Raw genomic sequence first — 19,856 nt, 5'->3', positions numbered from 1 at the left:
CGCCTCTATTGCACCGGGACCGACTGGCCGGTCTTGCGATCCAGCCGTGTCCTGACGCCGCCCCGGAAAATGATGCGGTCGCCCTTGTCATATACGGAGTAGGCGTTGGATTGCACCTGTCCAGTTGGACCTTCGCCTTGAAGCGAGGTTTCTCCGGTCGTGTTTCCGTTGCGAGTGTCGACCACGGCCTCGTTCGACGCGAAGCGGTAGCCGGCCCCGTCGTCCATCCGGACATTGCCGAACAGCTGCAGCATCATGGTGTCTTCGCGATAGACGCCGCGGTCGGCGGTCGAGCGCGTGGGGGCGGGGCTGCCGACGCCCAGGGTCAGGGTCGGGGCGTCCAGGAACACCCGCTTCATGTCGGCCTCGTCGCGCACCGCCGAGCGGGCGGTGATCATGAAGGGCCGGCCGTCGCTGGACTGGCCGTAGAAGCGCGGCGTGATCATGCGGATCTGGGCCTTGCTCTCCGACGCCCGGCGGTCGCCGCCGGTGACCGTGCGCCAGGCCACCTGGCCGCCGACCACCGCCAGCAGGGCGATCATGGCCGCGGGCAGCACGACGCGGGCCAGCTGGACGCGGCGCGAGCGCCTGCGCCAGCGGCGCAAGTCCCGCCGAAATCCGGCCCTATCCGCGTCGAGGGTGGTCAAGGATCGGGCCTCAGCTGTGGGCGAAGATGTCGACGTCTTCCCAGCCGGCCAGGTCGAGGGCGGCGCGGTGGGGCAGGTAGGCGAAGGCGGCGTCGGCCAGCTCCATGCGGCCCTCGCGCACCAGCATGGCGTTCAGCCGCTCGCGCAGGGCGTGGAGATGCAGCACGTCCGAGGCCGCATAGGCCACCTGGTCGGGCGACAGGGTGGCCTGGCCCCAGTCCGAGCTCTGCTGGACCTTGGACAGCTCGACCCCCACCAGTTCGCGCGTCACGTCCTTGAGGCCATGGCGGTCGGTATAGGTGCGGGCCAGCTTGCTGGCGATCTTGGTGCAGTACACCGGGGCGGTCATGACCCCCAGATGCAGCAGGAACATGGCGATATCGAAGCGGCCGAAGTGGAACAGCTTTACGATCGACGGATCGGTCAGCAGGCGCTTGAGGTTGGGGGCGTCGTAGGTCGAGCGGTCCAGGCGCACCACGTGGGCGTCGCCGTCGCCGGACGACAGCTGGACCACGCACAGCGGGTCGCGGCCCAGGCGCAGGCCCATGGTCTCGGAATCGATGGCGATGGCGGTCGCGCCGGCGAAGACGCCGTCGGGCAGATCGCCTTCATGCAGGAAGTTGGCCAAGTCTAACGTCTCCGCGCTTCAGGTCTCGTCGCGCGGACGCTGCGAATTCCCGATGCGCCTGAATGATGGGGCGCCGACCCTGTCGGCCGAATGAACAGGATATCTAACGCCTGGCCAACGTGACCGCCAGCCCATCCCGCGCGCGAGGCGTGACGCGCGACGGAAGCCGCGCCCCCGAAGGGACGAAACACCGTGTTGAATTTCGGGCTTCTTTTGGCTCCACCCCGACCTTCTTACGAAGGTTGGTAGGGGGTGGTGCCCAGGAGAGGACTCGAACCTCCACGACCTTTCGATCACTGGCACCTGAAGCCAGCGCGTCTACCAATTCCGCCACCTGGGCCTGCGAAGCGATCCGTGGACCGCCGCGAGGCCGGGACGTTTATGCAAAGGTTCTGGCCACGTCAATCGCTAATCGCGACCTTTTTTCCGGCTTCGATTGCGAAGGGGCTCGCGGTCGTCTAATCCCCGGCTCGAGACTTTAAGAGAGGTTTTCGCATGCAAGGTCTGGTCACGGTGTTCGGCGGCTCCGGCTTCGTCGGCGGCCAGGTCGTCCGGGCGCTCGCCAAGGCGGGCCATCGCGTGCGGGTGGCCGTGCGCAATCCCAACCTGGCCTACAGGATGCGGATGCTGGGCGACGTCGGCCAGATCGAGGTGGTGCAGGCCAATGTCCGCAACGCCCCGTCGGTGGCGCGCGCGGTCGAGGGCGCGGAAGCCGTGGTCAATCTGGTCGGCGTGCTCTGGGAGAGCGGCCGCCAGAAGTTCCAGACCCTGCACGTCATGGGCGCCAAGACCATCGCCGAACAGGCCAAGGCCGCCGGCGTGACCCGCTTCGTGCAGATCTCGGCCATCGGCGCCGACGCCAATTCCGCCTCCAAGTACCAGCGCACCAAGGCCGAGGGCGAAGCGGCCGTCCGCACCGTCTTCCCGGGCGCGGTGGTGATCCGTCCGTCGGTGGTGTTCGGCGCCGACGACAAGTTCTTCAACAAGTTCGGCCAGATGGCCGTGCTGGCGCCCGCCCTGCCGCTGATCGGCGGCGGCGAGACCAAGTTCCAGCCGGTGTTCGTGGGCGACGTGGCCGCGGTGGTGGCGAAAGCCGTCGCCAGCCCCGCCGCCGAGGGCCTGACCTATGAACTGGGCGGCCCGGCCGTCTACAGCTTCAAGGAAATCCTGGAGCTGATCCTGGTCGAGACCGGCCGCAATCGCTTCCTGGCCCCGCTGCCGTGGTTCGCCGCCGGCTTCCTGGGCAAGCTCTGCGACCTGTCGCCGATCGCCCCGCCGATCACCTCGGACCAGGTGGAGTCGCTGAAGACCGACAACGTGGCGGCCAACGGCCTGCCGGGCCTGGCCGAGGCCGGCGTCGTCCCGACCGCAGTCGAGGCGGTGGTCCCGTCCTACCTCTACCGCTACCGCAAGGGCGGCCAGTACGCCGAGGTCCCGGCGGGGGCGTTCTGATTATTTCCTTCTCCCCTTGCGGGAGAAGGTGTCGGCGAAGCCGACGGATGAGGGGTCGCACAGACGACAAAAGCCGCGACAGCTGAAAGGCTGGTCGCGGCTTTTTCGTTCTTCAACCCCTCACCCGACCCCACTCCGTGGGGCCACCCTCTCCCGCAAGGGGAGAGGGAAGCAGGATCACTTCGGCATGTAGATCAGGCCCAGGCCAACCACGCCCACCACGATCCGCCACCAGGCGAACGGGGCGAAGCCGCGCTTGCCGATGAAGGCGATCATGGTCTTGACCACCAGCAGGCCCGACAGGAACGACACGACAAAGCCGATGGCGATGGTGCCGGCGTGGCTGGGGTCGATGTCCTTGTAGCTCTTGAGCAGGTCCAGGGCGAAGGCGCCGACCATGATCGGGATGGCCATGAAGAAGCTGAACTCGGCGGCGGCCTTGCGGTCCACGCCGATCAGCATCGAGCCGACAATGGTGGAGCCCGAGCGCGACACGCCCGGCAGCAGCGACAGGCATTGGAAGAGGCCGATCAGGAGCGCCGTCTTCAGCGACAGGGTCATGCCGTCCATTTCCTTGGGGGCGGGGGCCTTCTTGTCGACGATCAGCAGCAGGATCCCGCCGATGATCAGCGACACGCAGATCACCTGCGGCAGGAACGGGTTCTCGAAGAAGTGCTTGATCACCCCGTGCAGGGCCAGGCCGGCGGCGAAGGCGGGAATGCAGCCGATGATAACACTGAGCGCGAAGCGGCGGGCTTCGGGCTTGGTGGGCAGGCCGACCACGACATTCCAGAGGCGCTGGAAATAGACGGCCACCACCGCCAGCACCGCGCCCAGCTGGATCAGCACGATGAAGGTGTCCCAGGTCGGATCGGTCAGGCCCAGGGCGATCTTGGTCAGCAGCAGGTGCCCCGTCGACGAGACGGGGATGAATTCGGTCAGGCCTTCCACCAGGCCCAGTACGATCGCGATCAGCCAATCCGGCATGGTCATTCCCTATCGGCGCGCACGCCCTCAAAAGCCCCGTCCGGGCGTGCGCCCGACACGGTAAACAAGTCGTTTATCCATAAAGTGGACTATCTTGGGCCATAACTGAGAGTCGCTCGCAATAACCCTGGCGTCATTACGGCTATATTTGTCCACCATTTTGACTGACGCATTCTTCTTGCCGCGAAGAGTCTGTAAGAGGCCCGCGCACGCAAATTTTTCCCCGGAAGCGGGGACGAGGGAAGTCGCATGGCCGAGCGCATGCTGAAATTCACGACCGTCGCCCGCACCACGCCCGAAAAGCGGGCGGCGGACGAGCGGAATGGCGACTTCCACGAGATCTACGCCGACTTCATCGATGCCAAGGCCACCGAGCAGGCCTCGCGTTGCTCGCAATGCGGCGTGCCGTTCTGCCAAACCCACTGCCCCCTGCACAACAACATCCCCGACTGGCTGCGGATGACCGCCGAAGGCCGTCTGGAAGAAGCCTACGCCCTATCGCAGGCGACCAATTCCATGCCGGAGGTCTGCGGTAGAATCTGCCCTCAGGACCGCCTCTGCGAAGGCAACTGCGTCATAGAGCAGTCGGGTCACGGCACCGTGACGATCGGCTCGGTCGAACGCTATCTGACCGACAAGGCCTGGGAGATGGGCTGGGTGAAGCCGCTCGTGGCCAAGGAAGGCCGCGGCCAGTCGATCGGCGTGATCGGCGCGGGCCCCGCGGGCCTGGCCGCCGCCGAGAAGCTGCGCGAGGAAGGCTACGCCGTCACCGTCTATGACCGCCACGACCGGGCCGGCGGCCTGCTGATCTACGGCATTCCCGGCTTCAAGCTGGAAAAGGACGTCGTCGAGCGCCGCACCCGGCGCCTGGCCGACGGCGGGGTCGAGTTCAAGCTCGGCTTCGAGGTCGGCAAGGACGCCACCCTGGAAGACCTGCGTGAAAAGCATGACGCGGTGCTGATCGCGGTGGGCGTCTATGCCGCGCGCGACCTGGTCGCTCCGGGTTCGGGCGCCGGCGGCGTGGTGCCCGCGCTGGACTATCTGATCGCCTCCAACAAGAAGACCCTGGGCGACGACGTCCCGGCCTATGACAGCGGCGAGCTGAACGCGGCCGGCAAGGACGTGGTGGTGGTCGGCGGCGGCGACACCGCCATGGACTGCGTGCGCACGGCCGTCCGCCAGGGCGCCACCTCGGTCACCTGCCTCTATCGCCGCGACAAGGCCAATATGCCCGGCTCCCTGCGCGAAGTGGCCAACGCCGAGGAAGAGGGCGTGACCTTCGAATGGCTGGCCGCGCCGCGCGCCCTGCAGGGCGACGCCGAGGCCGTCACGGGCGTGCGCGCCATCCGCATGCGCCTGGGGGCCCCGGACGCCTCGGGCCGCCAGACCCCCGAAGAGATCGACGGCGGCGACTTCGACCGTCCGGCCCAGCTGGTGGTCAAGGCCCTGGGCTTTGAGCCCGAGAACCTGCCCGAGCTGTGGTCGGCGCCGGACCTGAAGGTCACGCGCTGGGGCACGGTCAAGGCCGACGTCCGCCACCAGATGACCAATCTGGACGGCGTGTTCGCCGCCGGCGACATCGTGCGCGGCGCTTCCCTGGTGGTCTGGGCGATCAAGGACGGCCGCGACGCCGCCGACGCCATCCACAAGTACCTGCAGGCCAAGATCGGCGCGCCCGCGCTGATCGCGGCGGAATAAGAGAGAGGACCTGAGACCATGAACGAGATGGACCTCTATCTGAAGAACCGCCAGGCCCTGATCGACGGCCACGCCTATGATCCCTCCACCGAGCGCGACGCGTGCGGCGTGGGCCTGGTCTGCGCCATCGACGGCCAGCCGCGCCGCGAAGTCGTCGAGCTGGCGATCAAGGCCCTGAAGGCCCTGTGGCACCGGGGTGCGGTCGACGCCGACGGCAAGACCGGCGACGGCGCCGGCGTGCTGGTCAGCGTTCCGCAGGACTTCTTCATCGACCAGGTGCGGCGCACTGGCCACGCCCTGCGCCAGGGTCCCATCGCCGTGGGCCAGATCTTCCTGCCGCGCACGGATCTGGGCGCCCAGGAGGCCTGCCGCACGATCGTGGAAGCGGAAGCCCTGCGCTTCGGCTTCTACATTTACGGCTGGCGCCAGGTGCCGGTGAACACCGCCGTGATCGGCGAGAAGGCCAACGCCACCCGTCCGGAAATCGAGCAGATCATGCTGGCCGCCCCGGCCGGCCTGGAAGGCGAGGCCCTGGAGCGGGCCCTGTTCCTGTGCCGCAAGCGCATCGAAAAGCGCGTCCACGGCCAGAACATCTCTGACTTCTACATCTGCTCGTTCTCGGCCAAGTCCTTGATCTACAAGGGCATGTTCCTGGCCGAGCATATCGACGAGTTCTATCCGGACCTGAAGGACGAGCGCTTCGCCGCGGCCGTGGCGATCTTCCACCAGCGCTATTCGACCAACACCTTCCCGCAATGGCGCCTGGCCCAGCCGTTCCGGATGCTGGCCCACAATGGTGAGATCAACACCATCAAGGGCAACATCAACTGGATGAAGTCCCACGAAATCAAGATGGCGGCCGACGCCTTCGGCGAGTTCGGGGACGATGTGAAGCCGGTGATCCAGCCGGGCGGTTCGGATTCGGCCAACCTGGACAACACCTTCGAGGTGCTGGTCCGCGCCGGTCGCGACGCGCCCATGGCCAAGGCCCTGCTGGTGCCGGAAGCCTCCAACGACCACATGAAGGCCTCGCACAAGGCCCTCTACAGCTACTGCAACGCGGTGATGGAGCCGTGGGACGGCCCGGCCGCCCTGTGCGCCACCGACGGCCGCTGGGTCGTGGCCGGCAAGGACCGCTCGGGCCTGCGTCCGCTGCGCGTGGCCTATACCGACGACGGCCTGGTGATCATGGGCTCGGAGGCCGGCATGTGCGGCGTCGAGGAAAGCCGCATCACCCGCAAGCTGGCGATCTCGCCGGGCCGGATGATCGCCATCGACCTGGTGGGCGGCAAGCTCTACGGCGAAGACGACATCATCGACGAGCTGGCCGAGCGCCACCCCTATACCGACTGGCTGGGCAACATGGTCGATCTCGAAAAGGAGATCGGTCCCGGCCCCGAGCCGCGCAAGTACGGCCGCGAGGAGCTGACCCGCCGCCAGGCCGCCGCCGGCTTCAGCCTGGAAGACCTGGAAATGGTCCTGGCGCCCATGGTCGAGGACGGCAAGGAAGCCGTCGGCTCGATGGGCGACGACGCGCCCCTGGCCGTGCTGTCGGAAAAGTACCGGCCGCTCAGCCACTTCTTCCGCCAGAACTTCAGCCAGGTGACCAACCCGCCGATCGACCCCCTGCGGGAAACCGGCGTGATGAGCCTGAAGACCCGGTTCAAGAACCTGGGCAACATCCTGGCGCAAGACGCCGCGCAAGCCGACGTCTACGTGCTGGAAAGCCCGGTGCTGACCACCGGCATGTACGAACGCATCCACGGCCTGCTGGGCGAGAAGAGCGTGGTGGTCATCGACTGCACCATGCCGCTGCCGGCTCCGGAAGCTCGTCCGGGCGACGCCCTGCGCGCCAATCTCGACCGCATCCGGGCTGAAGCCGAGGACGCCGTCCTGCGCGGCTGCGGCGCCATCGTCCTGACCGACGAGGGCTCGGGCGAGGGCCGGGTGGCCCTGCCGATGATCTTGGCCACCGGCGGCGTCCACGCCCACCTGGTGGGCAAGGGCCTGCGGTCGTACGTCTCCATCATCGTCCGCTCGGCCGAGTGCCTGGACACCCACTATTTCGCGGTGTTGGTCGGGGTGGGCGCCACGGCGGTCAACGCCTATCTGGCCCAGGAAAGTTTCCAGGATCGCCTGGAGCGCGGCCTGATCGGCGACAAGTCGCTGCGCGACGTCTGCATCAACTTCAAGACGGCCATCGAGGGCGGCCTGCTGAAGATCATCTCCAAGATGGGCATCAGCGTCATCTCCTCGTACCGCGGCGGCTACAACTTCGAAGCCGTCGGCCTGTCGCGGGCGCTCGCCGCCGAGTTCTTCCCCGGCATGCCCTCGCGCATCTCGGGCATCGGCCTGGCGGGCCTGGAGTCCAAGGCGGTCGAGCTGCACCGCAAGGCCTGGGGCGAGTCGGCGGTGACCCTGCCAGTCGGCGGCTTGTATAAGTTGCGCCGGTCCGGCGAGGCCCACGCTTTCGAGGCGCGCCTGATCCACACCCTGCAGAGCGCCTGCGACACCGGCGACTTCGAGCTCTATCGCCGCTGGTCCAACGGCCTGCGCACGCAAAAGCCGATCCAGCTGCGCGACCTCCTGGACTGGCGTTCGGATCGCAACCCGATCTCCACCGACGACGTCGAGAGCGTCAACGAGATCCGCAAGCGCTTCGTCACGCCGGGCATGAGCCTGGGGGCGCTGGGCCCTGAAGCCCACGGCGCGCTGAACATCGCCATGAACCGCATCGGGGCCAAGTCGGTCTCGGGCGAGGGCGGCGAGGACAGCGCCCGCTACAAGCCGCTGCCCAACGGCGACAACCCCAACAGCGCCATCAAGCAGGTGGCCTCGGGCCGGTTCGGCGTCACGGCCGAATATCTGAACCAGTGCGTGGAGCTGGAGATCAAGGTCGCCCAGGGCGCCAAGCCCGGCGAGGGCGGCCAGCTGCCCGGCTTCAAGGTCACCGAGATGATCGCGCGCCTGCGTCACGCCACCCCCGGCGTGATGCTGATCAGCCCGCCGCCGCACCACGACATCTATTCGATCGAGGACCTGGCCCAGCTGATCTATGACCTCAAGCAGATCAACCCGGTCGCCCGGGTGACGGTCAAGCTGGTCGCGGCCACGGGCATCGGGGCCATCGCGGCGGGCGTGGCCAAGGCCAAGGCCGACGTGATCCTGGTCGCCGGCGGCGTCGGCGGCACGGGCGCCTCGCCCCAGACCTCGGTGAAATATGCCGGCGGTCCGTGGGAGATGGGCCTGTCGGAAGCCAACCAGGTGCTGACGCTCAACAACCTGCGCCACTCCGTGGTCCTGCGGGCCGACGGCGGCATGCGCACGGGCCGCGACATCGTCATCGCCGCCATGCTGGGCGCCGAGGAGTTCGGCATCGGCACCGCCTCGCTGGTGGCCATGGGCTGCATCATGGTGCGCCAGTGCCACTCCAACACCTGCCCCGTGGGCGTCTGCACCCAGGACGAGGCCCTGCGCGCCAAGTTCACCGGCACGCCGGACAAGGTCATCAACCTCTTCAGCTTCATCGCCGAGGAAGTGCGCGAGATCCTGGCGGGCCTCGGCTTCAAGAGCCTGCAGGAAATCGTCGGCCGCACCGACCTGCTGGCGCAGGTGTCGCGCGGCGGCGAGCACCTGGACGACCTCGACCTCAACCCGCTGCTGGTTCGCGCCGATCCCGGCCAGAACAAGCCCTACAACACCGTGGTTGGCCGCAACGCCGTTCCGGACACGCTCGACGCCCAGATCGTCCGCGACGCCGCCCCCCTCTTGGAGCGCGGTGAGAAGATGCAGCTGACCTATACGGTCCGCAGCACGGCCCGCTCGATCGGCTCGCGCACCTCCAGCCACATCGTGCGCAAGTTCGGCATGAAGGGCCTGCCCGCCGGCCACCTGACCGTCCAGCTCAAGGGCTCGGCCGGCCAGAGCCTGGGGGCCTTCGCGGTCCAGGGCCTGCGCATCGAACTGACCGGCGAGGCCAACGACTATGTCGGCAAGGGTCTGTCGGGCGCGACGATCGTGATCAAGCCGGCGCGCGGCCTGTCGGCGCCCGAGACCAACACCCTGCTGGGCAACACGGTCCTCTTCGGCGCCACCTCGGGCCGGCTGTTCGCGGCGGGCCAGGCGGGCGAGCGCTTCGCGGTCCGCAACTCGGGCGCCACGGCGGTGGTCGAGGGCTGCGGCGCCAACGGCTGCGAATACATGACCGGCGGCCAGGTGGTGATCCTGGGTCCGACGGGCGGCAACTTCGGGGCCGGCATGACCGGCGGCATGGCCTTCGTCCTCGACCAGCACGGCCGGTTCGAGAACCTGGTCAATCCGGAGAGCATCCTGGTCCAGCGCCTGGCCTCGCCCTATTGGGAAGGCGTGCTGCGCTCGCTGCTCGACGAGCACGCCCGCGAAACCGGCTCGGCCTTCGCCGAAAGCCTGCTGCGTGATTGGGACCGCGTGCGCGGCCTGTTCTGGCAGGTCTGTCCGAAGGAAATGGTCACGCGGTTGCCGCAGCCGCTGGCGGCGGAAGAGGCGGTTCACGAGCGGGCGTAGGCGGCTCACTCACTTGCCCCCACCTGACGGCTTCGCCGTCTGTCCGCCCCCGTAGGGGGCGGAGGACGAGAACGCGAATCCTCTTCCCCCTATGGGGGAAGGAGGGCCGCAGGCCCGAAGGAGGCAAGTGGTCGTCGGCTAGGTTGTGGGCCTCGTCCCCACATACCGCGCCCGCGGCCGGATCAGCTTGCCTGACTGCAACTGCTCGATCGCATGCGCATGCCACCCCGCCATCCGCCCCACGGCGAACAGGCTGAACGGCGCGTCGGCGGGCAGGGCCAGGGTCCTCGCCAGGGCCACGAGGGCGAAGTCGATATTGGGCGCCAGGCCCGTGGAGCCTTCCGTCTCGGCCCGCAGCTGGGCCAGCAGGGGCGGGACCTTGAAGGCGTCCAGCAGGGCCGCCGCGCGCGGGTCGCCGTCCGGATAGAGCGGGTGGCCGAAGCCCGGCATGGCTGCCCCCTGCGCCAGGCGCTCGGCCACGGCCCGCGCCGGTCCGCGCCGGTCGGCCTCGTCGACGAACATCTCCACCCGCGCGGCCATGCCGCCGTGCAGCGGCCCCGACAGCGCCGAGAGGCCGGCCAGGGACGCCGCCGCCAGCGAGGCGCCGGTCGAGGCCGCCACCCGCACCGCGAAGGTCGAGGCGTTCAGCTCGTGGTCGGCCAGCAGCACCAGGGTGCGGCGGACGAGGTCGCCGCCCTGGGCGTCCAGCTTCCAGGCGTCGGCCAGGCGCTGGTGGATCGGCCCGTCGCCGATGGAGCCCGCCACGGCGTCGGCGGCGGCTTCCAAGAGGCCCGCGGCCTCCATGGCCAGAGCCAGGGGCGCGCGGCCCCGGGCGGGCGGGTCGAGCCCGGCCCGCGCCGCCAGGGTCGAGAACAGACGCGCGCGCGGCGTGTCGCCCTTCTTGGGCTTCTTGGGCTCGGGACCGGTCAGGGGCGCGCCATGGCCGCCGCGCAGCAGCCGCGCCACCTGCTCCAGGCTGTGCATGCGCGCCAGGTCCACAGCGTCCTGGCCGCGATACCAGAGCCGGCCGCCCTCCACCGTGGTGATCGCCGAGGGCAGCACCGGCTCGCCCCAGGCGATGGCCTCGGCCGCCACGTCGGCGGCGCGGCGGCCCCGGGCCTTCTTGGCCGCCAGGGCCGCGACGTCGGAAGCGCGATAAAGGCTGCGGCGCGGATCGTCCGGATGGGGCGCGGCGCCCACCCGTCCCCGGCTGACATAGGCGTACAGCGTCTGAGCCCGCACCCCCAGGGCGGCCATCGCCTGTTCCGCGTCGATCCATTCGGCCATTTATATTGATTACATTGATCAAGATTGACGATCAAGCTTCCGAGGCGTGGATTGCCCGGCGAAAGGAGACCTCATCCATGTCCCAGGGTCTTTCCACCACCGCCTCCGCCGCCGGGCTGGAAGGCGTCGTCGCCGCCCACACCGTGCTGTCCGACGTCGACGGCCAGGCCGGCCGCCTGACCATCCGGGGCTACGCCGTCGAGGACCTGGCCCATCGCGCCGGGTTCGAGGACGTCGCCCACCTGCTGCTGGACGGCTTCTTCGACGCCATGCCGTCCGACCTCGCCCCGGCCCTGGGCGCCGCGCGGGTTCGCGCCTTCGCCGAGGTGGCCGCCCTGGACGAGGGCTTGGCCCGGCGCGACCCGGTCGAGGCCGTCCGCGCCCTGATGGCCCGCCTGCCCGACGGCGACGGACTGGACGTGGCCCTGACCCTGATCGCCGCCCCGGCCGTCTTCACCCCCGCCGTGCTGCGGGTCGCCGCCGGCCAGTCGCCGCTGGCCCCCGACGCGGCCCTGTCGCACGCCGCCGACATCCTGCGCATGACGCGCGGCGTTCCGGCCACGGACGGGGAGGCCCGGGCCTTGGACGCCTATCTGGTCACGGTCTGCGACCATGGCCTGAACGCCTCGACCTTCGCCGCCCGGGTGATCGCCTCGACGCGGGCGGGCCTGACCAGCGCGGTGCTGGGCGGGATCTCGGCCCTGAAAGGTCCGCTGCACGGCGGCGCGCCCGGACCGGTGATCGAAATGCTGGATCAGATCGGAACGTCTGATCAGGCCGAGACCTGGATCCTCCAGGCGCTGGCGCGGGGCGACCGGCTGATGGGCTTCGGCCATCGCATCTACCGGGTCCGCGACCCCCGCGCCGACGCCCTGAAGGCGGCGATCCGCCAGCTGGCCCAGACCTCCACGAGCGTCCCCGGCCGCCTGGCCTTCGCCGAGGGCGTCGAGCAGGCCGCCCTGCGCATCCTGCGCGACCACAAGCCCGACCGGCCGCTGGATACGAACGTCGAGTTCTACACCGCCGTCCTGCTGGAGGCCCTGGGCCTGCCGCCGGCCAGCTTCACCTGCGTCTTCGCCATGGGCCGCACCGCCGGCTGGATCGCACATGCCCGCGAACAGCTGGCCACCGGCAAGCTGGTGCGCCCGCAGTCGGTCTATGTGGGGCCGAGGACGAAGGCGGCGGCCTGAGGGAAATGCGGCCGGGGACACACGCATGCGTGTGTCCCCACACCGTGCGCCGTCTTCGCCCGAGAAGCGCGAGTCGTTCTCGCTGGGGTCGTGGCCGGGCTGTTGCTAAACAGTCCGCATGTCCGCCCCCGCGCTCACCGCCGCCGAATCCCAGAAGCTCACCCGCCGGGTGACGACCTTGTCGGTGGCCACGGCCGCGATCCTGATCGCGATCAAGGGCGTGGCCTGGGTCGCCGGCGGATCGGTGGCCATGCTGGCCTCGCTGGCCGACAGCGGCCTGGACCTGGTCGCCTCGCTGGTGACCTTCTTCGCCGTGCGCTACGCCGCCGCCCCGCCCGACGCCGAGCACCGCTTCGGCCACGGCAAGGCAGAGGCCTTTTCCAGCCTGGTCCAAGGCGGCCTGGTCTTCGCTTCCGGCGCCCTGATCGGCCAGGAGGCGATCAAGAGCCTGCTGCATCCGAGGCCCATCGCCGCCGAGGGCTTGGGCGTGGCCGTGATGATCGTCTCGATCCTGCTGACCCTGGCCCTGATCCGCGCCCAGGCCGAGGTCACCCGCCGCACCCGCTCGGTGGCGGTGTCGGGCGACAAGGCCCACTACGCGGCGGATCTCGCCGCCAATACCGTCAGCCTGCTGGGCATCGCCGCCGCCGGGTTCCTGGGCCTGACCTGGGTGGATGGCGCGGCGGGCCTCTTGATCGCCGCTTGGCTGGTCTGGGGCGCGGTTGGGGTGTTCCGCGAGGCGTCGCACCAGCTGATGGACCGCGAGCTGCCCGACGAGGACCGCGCCCGCATCGTGGCCCAGCTGACCGCCGATCCCCGGGTGATGGGCGTGCACCAGCTGCGCACCCGGGCTTCCGGTCCCAACATCCACGTCCAGGCCCACATGGACTTCGACGCCGACACGCCCCTGGCTCTCGCCCACACCCTGATGGTCGAGGCCGAGGGCCGGGTGCTGGAGGCCTTCCCGACCGCCGACATCCTGCTGCACCCCGACCCGCGCGGCGTGGCCGAGCCCCATGCGGGGGCCTTCAGCGAAGTGGAACCGCTCTGAAGGCTTGCCGATCCGCGCTCGCGGGGCCAAATGGCGCTTCTTCCGACGTGTTAGAGCGACCCATCTGATGGACGACACCCTGGCCAAGCTGCCGCGAGCCTTTTCGGGCGCCACCGTGCTGGTGCTGGGCGACGTGATGCTGGACCGCTTCGTCTACGGCGCGGTCGACCGCATCTCGCCCGAGGCGCCGGTGCCGGTGATCGCCATCGAGCGCGAGACGGCGATGCTGGGCGGGGCCGGCAACGTGGCCCGCAACGTCGCCGCGCTGGGCGGCCGGGCCGTGCTGGTGGGGGTGATCGGCGACGACGACGCCGGCCGCGCCCTGCTGGCGATGATCGACCGCGAGCCGAGCCTCGACTCCGCCCTGATCGTCGACCCCAAGCGCCGCACCACCGAGAAGACCCGCTACATCTCCGGCTCGCACCAGATGCTGCGCGCCGACCGCGAGGACCGGGGCGAGGCCGACGGCCGCGCGCTCTTGAAAGCGTTCGAGGCCCACCTGCGCGAGGTCGACGTGGTGGTGCTGTCCGACTACGCCAAGGGCGTTCTGAGCCCCGCCGTGCTGAAGGCCGCCATCGCCGCGGCCAACGCCGCCGGCAAGCCGGTGATCGTCGATCCCAAGAGCCGCGATTTCTCGCGCTATGACGGCGCGACCCTGATCAAGCCCAACCGCCGCGAGGCCGCCGAGGCCACGGGTGTGACCGGGGCGGGCGACGAAGCCGCCGCCGAGGCCGCCGACGCCATCCTGACGACCGCGCCCAACCTGTCGGCCGCCCTGATCACCCGGGGCGGGGCCGGCATGACCCTGGCCGTGCGCGGCGAGGCGCCGGTGCATCTTCCCGCGACGGCCCTGGAGGTGTTCGACGTCTCCGGCGCCGGCGACACCGTGGCCGCGACCCTGGCGCTCTCTTTGGCTAAGGGTGCGCGTCCGCTGGACGCGGCGCGCCTGGCCAATCTCGCCGCCGGCCTGGTGGTGGCCAAGCTGGGCACCGACGTGGTCACCGCCGACGAGCTGGTCGGCCTGGCCCACGGCGAGCACGGCGATCCGGTGGCCGACAAGATCGCCGACCTGGACGGCGCCCTGGCGGTGGTGGCCGGCTGGCGCGCGCGGGGCCTGAAGGTGGGCTTCACCAACGGCTGCTTCGACCTGCTGCACCCCGGCCACGTCTCGCTTCTGGCCCAGGCCAAGGCCGCCTGCGACCGGCTGATCGTGGGCCTCAACACCGACGCCTCGGTCTCGCGCCTGAAGGGCCCGACCCGGCCGGTGCAGAAGGAGCAGGCCCGCGCCACCGTGCTGGCCTCGCTGTCGGCGGTCGATCTGGTGGTGCTGTTCGACGAGCAGACCCCCCTGAACCTGATCAAGGCCTTCCGCCCCGACGTGCTGGTCAAGGGCGCCGACTACACGGTGGAGACCGTGGTCGGCTCGGACGTGGTGCTGGGCTATGGCGGCAAGGTGGTCCTGGCCGAACTGAAGGCCGGCCAGAGCACGACCAACCTGATCGGCCGGATGAACGCCAAGGCTTGAGCCGGTCGCCAGCCCGAGCCGGACCTGGGAAATCTTACGAATTCCCTTAATTCGGCCGTGAAAGGGGTCGATGACCCGCGTTCAGCAAGTTCTTGTTAAACAAAACGGCGCATCGATCGAACGATGCAGCCTGAATGCGCGTGGGCATGAGCGTCGAACGTACCCTTCACCATTTCCCCCTGGACCCGGCCTCGCGCCAGGTGCGTCTCGCCCTGGGCGAGAAGCGCCTGCCGTTCGTCGAGGTGCAGGTGCGCTATTGGGAAGGGCCGACCGAGTTCCTCAAGCTGAACCCCTCGGGCGTGCCGCCGGTGCTGGTGGAGACCAAGCACCAGCGCACCACGGTGGTGGCCGAGACCCGCGCCATCCTCGAGCACATCGAGGAACAGGAGCCGGAACCGGCCCTGCTGGGCCGCGAGCCGGGCGAGCGGGCCGAGGCGCGCCGCCTCTTGCAATGGTTCGACCGCAAGTTCGACAACGAGGTCAACGGCTTCCTGCTGCACGAGAAGATGGAGAAGCGCCTGCTTCGCCTGGGCGCGCCGGACCTGTCGTCGCTGCGCCGGGGCCGCGACGCCCTGCGCCAGCACCTGGACTATATCGAGGGCCTGCTGAACCAGCGCGACTGGCTGGCCGGCCGCCGCATGAGCCTGGCCGACTTCGCCGCCGCCGCCCACCTGTCGGTGATCGACTATTTCGGCGACGTGCCGTGGAAGGACTTCCCGACGACCAGGACCTGGTACATGAAGCTGAAGTCCAGGCCCGCCTTCCGACCCATCCTGGCCGATCGCTGGCCGGGCCTGGCGCCGGTCGCGCACTATGACGATCTCGACTTCTAGCCATCCGAACCAAGCGCTGAGAGACGAAATCCGCGCCGAGGCCCTGCGGCTGGGCTTCGACACGTGCGGTTTCGCGAGCGCCTCGGACGCCTGGCCCAACGGCGGCTGGCTGCGGCAGTTCGTGGCCGAGGGCTTCCACGGGGCCATGGGCTGGATGGAGGAGACGCTGGACCGGCGCTCTCACCCCACCGCCATGTGGCAGGATGCGACGAGCGCGGTGGTGCTGGGCGTCAACTACGGCCCCGACACCGATCCGCTGCTGGCCCTGGAAGACCCGTCGCGCGCGGCGATCAGCGTCTATGCCCAGGGCGACGACTATCACGAGGTGATCAAGAAGCGGCTCAAGACCCTGGCCCGCTGGATGCACGGCCGGTTCGGCGGCGAGGTGAAGGTGTTCGTCGACACCGCGCCCCTGATGGAAAAGCCCCTGGCCCAGCGTGCGGGCTTGGGCTGGCAGGGCAAGCACACCAACCTCGTCTCGCGCCAGTTCGGCTCGTGGCTGTTCCTGGGCAGCGTGCTGACCACCCTGGACCTGCCCGCCGATCCGCCCGAGCGCGACCACTGCGGCTCGTGCCGGGCGTGCCTGGACATCTGTCCGACGGGGGCCTTCCCCGAACCGCATCGCCTGGATGCGCGGCGGTGCATCTCGTACCTGACCATCGAGCTGTCAGGCCCGATCCCGGCGGAGTTCCGGCCCGCCCTGGGCAACCGCATCTACGGCTGCGACGACTGCCTGGCCGCGTGCCCGTGGAACAAGTTCGCCAGCCTGTCGGGCGAAATGGCCTTCCACGCCCGCGAGACGCTGAAGGGGCCGTCGCTGGCCGAGCTGGCGGGGCTGGACGATCCGGCGTTCCGGGCGCTGTTCAGCAAGAGCCCGGTCAAGCGCATCGGTCGCGACCGCTTCGTGCGCAACGTGCTCTACGCCCTCGGCAACAGCGGGGACGTAGGGATGATGGCGGTGGTCGAGCCGCTGCTGGCCGATGCGTCGCCGACGGTGCGCGGCGCGGCGGTGTGGGCGGCGGGAAGGCTGCTGAACACGGAGGCGTTCGCGCGGTTGGCGGAAACGGTGGTCGAGGAGGATGAGACGGTGCGGGCGGAGTGGGCCGCAGCATCCCCAAGGCCCGGGATGACGGCTGAAAAATAAGTGCGAAATGCAGAAGGTGAGGGCGTCACCCGCGCGCCAGCCGCTTCAAATACTGCCCATACTCCGTCTTCCCCATGGCCTCGCCCAGCGCCGCCACCTCGTCGGCGGTGATCCAGCCCTGGCCGAAGGCGATCTCCTCGGGGCAGCCCACCTTCTGGCCCTGGCGCTTTTCGATGGCGCGGATGAATTCGGTGGCTTCGACCAGGCTGTCGTGGGTGCCGGTGTCGAGCCAGGCATAGCCGCGCCCCAGCTTGGCCACCGACAGCCGGCCTTGCTCGAGATAAAGCCGGTTGATGTCGGTGATCTCCAGCTCGCCGCGCGCGGAGGGCTTGAGGCTCTTGGCCATCTCAACCACCTGGCGGTCGTAGAAATAGAGGCCGGTCACCGCCCAGTTCGAGCGCGGAGCCTTGGGCTTTTCCTCCAGGGCCACGGCGCGGCCGTCGGCGTCGAAATCGACCACGCCGTACCGTTCCGGATCGGTGACATGATAGGCGAAGACCGTCGCCCCGGCGTCGGAGGCGGCGGCCTGGACCAGGGCGTCGGAGAGGCCGTGGCCGAAATAGAGGTTGTCGCCCAGCACCAGGGCGCATTTGTCGTCACCGACGAAGCTCTCGCCCACGATGAAGGCGTCAGCCAGGCCGCGGGGGGTGTCCTGCACCGCGTACTCGAACCGCACGCCCCAGGCCGAGCCGTCGCCCAGCAGGTCCTTGAACAGCGGGATGTCCTTGGGGGTCGAGATGATCAGGATGTCGCGGATGCCGGCCAGCATCAGGGTGCTGATCGGATAATAGACCATCGGCTTGTCGTAGATCGGCAAGAGCTGCTTGCAGACGGCCAGGGTCAGGGGATGGAGGCGCGTGCCGGACCCGCCGGCCAGAACGATACCTTTCATGGAAGCTCCATCTCGTTGACGCAGTCCGCCAGACTCTCGCGCCAGGGGCGGCGGGGGAGGTTCAGGGCGGCGTCGATCTTGCCGCGATCCAGCCGCGAATTGGCGGGACGCCGGGCGGGGGTGGGATATTCGTCGCTGGTGATCGGGCGGACCGTCGCGGTGGGGCCGCCGCGCCGGGCCGACAGGGCGAAGGTCTCGGCGGCGAGGTCGGCCCAGCTGGCGTCGTCGGGGCCGCTGAAATGGTAGAGCCCGGCCAGGGCGGGATCGCGCTCCAGCCCCTCTAGCGCCGCCAGGGCGGCAAGCGCGGCGTCGCGGGCCCAGGTGGGGCGGCCGATCTGGTCGGCCACCACGCTGACCTCGTCGCGGTCGGCGGCCAGGCGCAGCATGGTCTTGATGAAGTTGGTCCCGTGGGCGCTGTAGACCCAGGCCGTGCGCAGGATGATGGCCGGGCCGCCCGCCGACGCCACGGCCTCTTCGCCGGCCAGCTTGCTGGCGCCGTAGACGCTGGTCGGGCCGGTGGGGTCGGTCTCGACATAGGGCCGGTCCAGCGTGCCGTCGAACACATAGTCGGTGGAGAAGTGGATCAGCGGCAGGCCACGCTCGGCGCAGGCCCGGGCCATGGCGGCCGGGGCGTCGCGGTTCAGCGCATAGGCGGCCTGCGCCTCGCGTTCGGCCCGGTCCACGGCGGTGTAGGCGGCGGCGTTGATCACCGCCCGGGGCGCGACCCGGGCGATCAGGGCGTCAACGCCGGCGGGATCGGTCAGGTCCAGGGTCTCGCGGCCGGCGAAGACCATCGCGCGATCGCCGGCCACGCCGGCCAGTTCGCGCGCCACCTGGCCGCCGCGGCCGAAGACGAGAATGGGAGGGGTCATCAAGCTCAGCCGGCCTTGGCGTCCAGCAGGCCCAGGCGCCGGCCGTCATAGGCCGCGCGCAGCGGCGTCCACCAGTCGCGGCGGGCCAGGTACCATTCGACGGTCTTGCGGATGCCGGTCTCGAAGGTCTCGCGCGCCCGCCAGCCCAGCTCGGCCTCGATCTTGCCGGCGTCGATGGCGTAGCGCTGGTCGTGGCCCGGGCGGTCGGCGACGAACGTGATCAGGTCGTGGTGCGAGCCTTGGGGACTGGGCGCCAGCTCGTCCAGCAGGTCGCAGATGGTCCGCACCACCTGCAGATTGGTGCGCTCGTTGCGGCCGCCCACATTGTACTTCTCGCCCGGACGGCCCGTTTCCAGGATCGTGCGCAGGGCGCGGGCGTGGTCCTCGACATACAGCCAGTCGCGGATATTGGCCCCGTCGCCGTAGACGGGCAGGGGGCGGCGATCCAGGCCGTTGAGGATCATCAGCGGGATCAGCTTCTCGGGGAAGTGATAGGGGCCGTAGTTGTTGGAGCAGTTGGAGACGATCACCGGCAGGCCATAGGTGTGGAACCAGGCCAGGGCCAGGTGGTCGGCCGCCGCCTTGGACGCCGAATAGGGCGAGGTCGGGGCGTAGGCGGTAGTCTCTTCGAACAGGCCCTCGGCGCCCAGGCTGCCATAGACCTCGTCGGTGGAGACGTGGACGAAGCGGAAGGCGTCCTTGGCCGGGCCTTCCAGCCCGCGCCAATAGTCCAGGGCGCAGTCCAGCATGGTGTAGGCGCCGACGATGTTGGTCTGGATGAACGGTCCGGCCCCGGTGATCGAGCGGTCGACGTGGGATTCGGCGGCCAGGTGCAGCACCGCGTCGGGCCGGTGGGTGTCGAACACCGCCTGGATCGCGGCCCGGTCGGCGACGTCGGCGCGGACGAAGGCGTAGTCGGGCGAGCCGGAGACCTCGGCCAGCGAGGTCAGGTCGCCGGCATAGGTGAGCTTGTCGACATTGACGACCTGGTCGCCGGTCTCGCCGAGCAGAAGGCGGCAGACCGCCGAGCCGATGAAGCCCGCGCCGCCGGTGACCAGTATCTTCACGCCCTGTCCCTTCCAGGCCGCCGACGCTTGGGTTCGCGTCC

At 69.5% G+C, this 19,856-nt stretch carries 15 protein-coding genes and 1 tRNA gene; 8 read left to right on the top strand and 8 right to left on the bottom strand.

Features of this window, described 5'->3' with window-relative positions; translation table 11 throughout:
* Nucleotides 1–5: 5 nt before the first annotated feature.
* The 3 genes from lptC to AC07OA_RS05455 all read right to left on the bottom strand — a co-directional run bounded on the left by lptC (nucleotide 6) and on the right by AC07OA_RS05455 (nucleotide 1,615).
* Nucleotides 6–605, bottom strand: coding sequence for an LPS export ABC transporter periplasmic protein LptC (gene lptC / locus AC07OA_RS05465; protein WP_494662743.1), 600 nt, complete (start codon nucleotides 603–605; stop codon nucleotides 6–8).
* Nucleotides 606–657: 52 nt separating this feature from the next.
* Nucleotides 658–1,275 carry a ribonuclease D gene (locus AC07OA_RS05460; protein ID WP_494662742.1) on the bottom strand — a complete coding sequence of 206 codons (618 nt, stop codon included), beginning with the start codon at nucleotides 1,273–1,275 and terminating at the stop codon, nucleotides 658–660.
* Between the two features lie 253 nt (nucleotides 1,276–1,528).
* Nucleotides 1,529–1,615, bottom strand: a tRNA-Leu gene (locus AC07OA_RS05455).
* A 155-nt stretch (nucleotides 1,616–1,770) separates the two neighbouring features.
* On the opposite strand from AC07OA_RS05455, the gene AC07OA_RS05450 reads away from it, so the two are divergent.
* Nucleotides 1,771–2,727, top strand: coding sequence for a complex I NDUFA9 subunit family protein (locus tag AC07OA_RS05450; protein WP_494662741.1), 957 nt, complete (start codon nucleotides 1,771–1,773; stop codon nucleotides 2,725–2,727).
* Nucleotides 2,728–2,904: 177 nt separating this feature from the next.
* Here AC07OA_RS05450 and AC07OA_RS05445 read toward each other — a convergent pair whose 3' ends face one another.
* Nucleotides 2,905–3,714 carry an undecaprenyl-diphosphate phosphatase gene (locus AC07OA_RS05445; RefSeq protein WP_494662926.1) on the bottom strand — a complete coding sequence of 270 codons (810 nt, stop codon included), beginning with the start codon at nucleotides 3,712–3,714 and terminating at the stop codon, nucleotides 2,905–2,907.
* 249 nt (nucleotides 3,715–3,963) lie between these two features.
* Here AC07OA_RS05445 and AC07OA_RS05440 point away from each other — a divergent pair, with 249 nt between their 5' ends.
* Together AC07OA_RS05440 and gltB are read left to right on the top strand one after the other, a co-directional pair.
* Entirely contained in the window at nucleotides 3,964–5,412 is a 1,449-nt protein-coding gene (locus AC07OA_RS05440; RefSeq protein ID WP_494662740.1) for an NAD(P)-dependent oxidoreductase, read from the top strand.
* 18 nt (nucleotides 5,413–5,430) lie between these two features.
* The gene (gene gltB / locus AC07OA_RS05435; protein WP_494662739.1) at nucleotides 5,431–9,954 is read left to right on the top strand and encodes a glutamate synthase large subunit; all 4,524 of its coding nucleotides are present in this window, start codon (nucleotides 5,431–5,433) and stop codon (nucleotides 9,952–9,954) included.
* A gap of 138 nt (nucleotides 9,955–10,092) precedes the next feature.
* On the opposite strand, the gene AC07OA_RS05430 is transcribed toward gltB, so the two are convergent.
* On the bottom strand, nucleotides 10,093–11,241 hold the full coding sequence (locus tag AC07OA_RS05430) for a citrate/2-methylcitrate synthase (RefSeq protein ID WP_494662738.1): 1,149 nt from the start codon (nucleotides 11,239–11,241) through the stop codon (nucleotides 10,093–10,095).
* Nucleotides 11,242–11,318: 77 nt separating this feature from the next.
* On the opposite strand from AC07OA_RS05430, the gene AC07OA_RS05425 reads away from it, so the two are divergent.
* The 5 genes from AC07OA_RS05425 (at nucleotide 11,319) to queG (ending at nucleotide 16,984) form a co-directional block, all read left to right on the top strand.
* Nucleotides 11,319–12,431, top strand: coding sequence for a citrate synthase/methylcitrate synthase (locus tag AC07OA_RS05425; RefSeq protein ID WP_494662737.1), 1,113 nt, complete (start codon nucleotides 11,319–11,321; stop codon nucleotides 12,429–12,431).
* A gap of 118 nt (nucleotides 12,432–12,549) precedes the next feature.
* The gene (locus AC07OA_RS05420) at nucleotides 12,550–13,482 is read left to right on the top strand and encodes a cation diffusion facilitator family transporter (protein ID WP_494662736.1); all 933 of its coding nucleotides are present in this window, start codon (nucleotides 12,550–12,552) and stop codon (nucleotides 13,480–13,482) included.
* A gap of 67 nt (nucleotides 13,483–13,549) precedes the next feature.
* Entirely contained in the window at nucleotides 13,550–15,007 is a 1,458-nt protein-coding gene (gene rfaE1, locus AC07OA_RS05415; protein WP_494662735.1) for a D-glycero-beta-D-manno-heptose-7-phosphate kinase, read from the top strand.
* 146 nt (nucleotides 15,008–15,153) lie between these two features.
* Nucleotides 15,154–15,840, top strand: coding sequence for an FtsZ-binding protein FzlA (gene fzlA / locus AC07OA_RS05410; protein ID WP_494662734.1), 687 nt, complete (start codon nucleotides 15,154–15,156; stop codon nucleotides 15,838–15,840).
* Entirely contained in the window at nucleotides 15,821–16,984 is a 1,164-nt protein-coding gene (queG, locus tag AC07OA_RS05405) for a tRNA epoxyqueuosine(34) reductase QueG (RefSeq protein WP_494662733.1), read from the top strand. The genes fzlA and queG overlap by 20 nt, the downstream gene beginning before the upstream one ends.
* A 25-nt stretch (nucleotides 16,985–17,009) precedes the next feature.
* Here queG and rfbA read toward each other — a convergent pair whose 3' ends face one another.
* From rfbA to rfbB, 3 genes are read right to left on the bottom strand one after another with little or no spacing between them, the layout of a single operon-like run.
* The gene (gene rfbA, locus AC07OA_RS05400) at nucleotides 17,010–17,876 is read right to left on the bottom strand and encodes a glucose-1-phosphate thymidylyltransferase RfbA (RefSeq protein WP_494662732.1); all 867 of its coding nucleotides are present in this window, start codon (nucleotides 17,874–17,876) and stop codon (nucleotides 17,010–17,012) included.
* A complete protein-coding gene (gene rfbD / locus AC07OA_RS05395) occupies nucleotides 17,873–18,748 on the bottom strand; it encodes a dTDP-4-dehydrorhamnose reductase (RefSeq protein ID WP_494662731.1) in 876 nt (291 codons plus the stop codon). Before rfbD ends, rfbA begins: the two co-directional genes overlap by 4 nt.
* Nucleotides 18,749–18,753: 5 nt before the next feature.
* A complete protein-coding gene (gene rfbB / locus AC07OA_RS05390; RefSeq protein ID WP_494662730.1) occupies nucleotides 18,754–19,815 on the bottom strand; it encodes a dTDP-glucose 4,6-dehydratase in 1,062 nt (353 codons plus the stop codon).
* Nucleotides 19,816–19,856: the final 41 nt, after the last annotated feature.

It is taken from the genome of Caulobacter sp. GW821-FHT09B08, from assembly GCF_059418225.1.
This window is presented reverse-complemented; position numbering and strand designations above follow the sequence as displayed.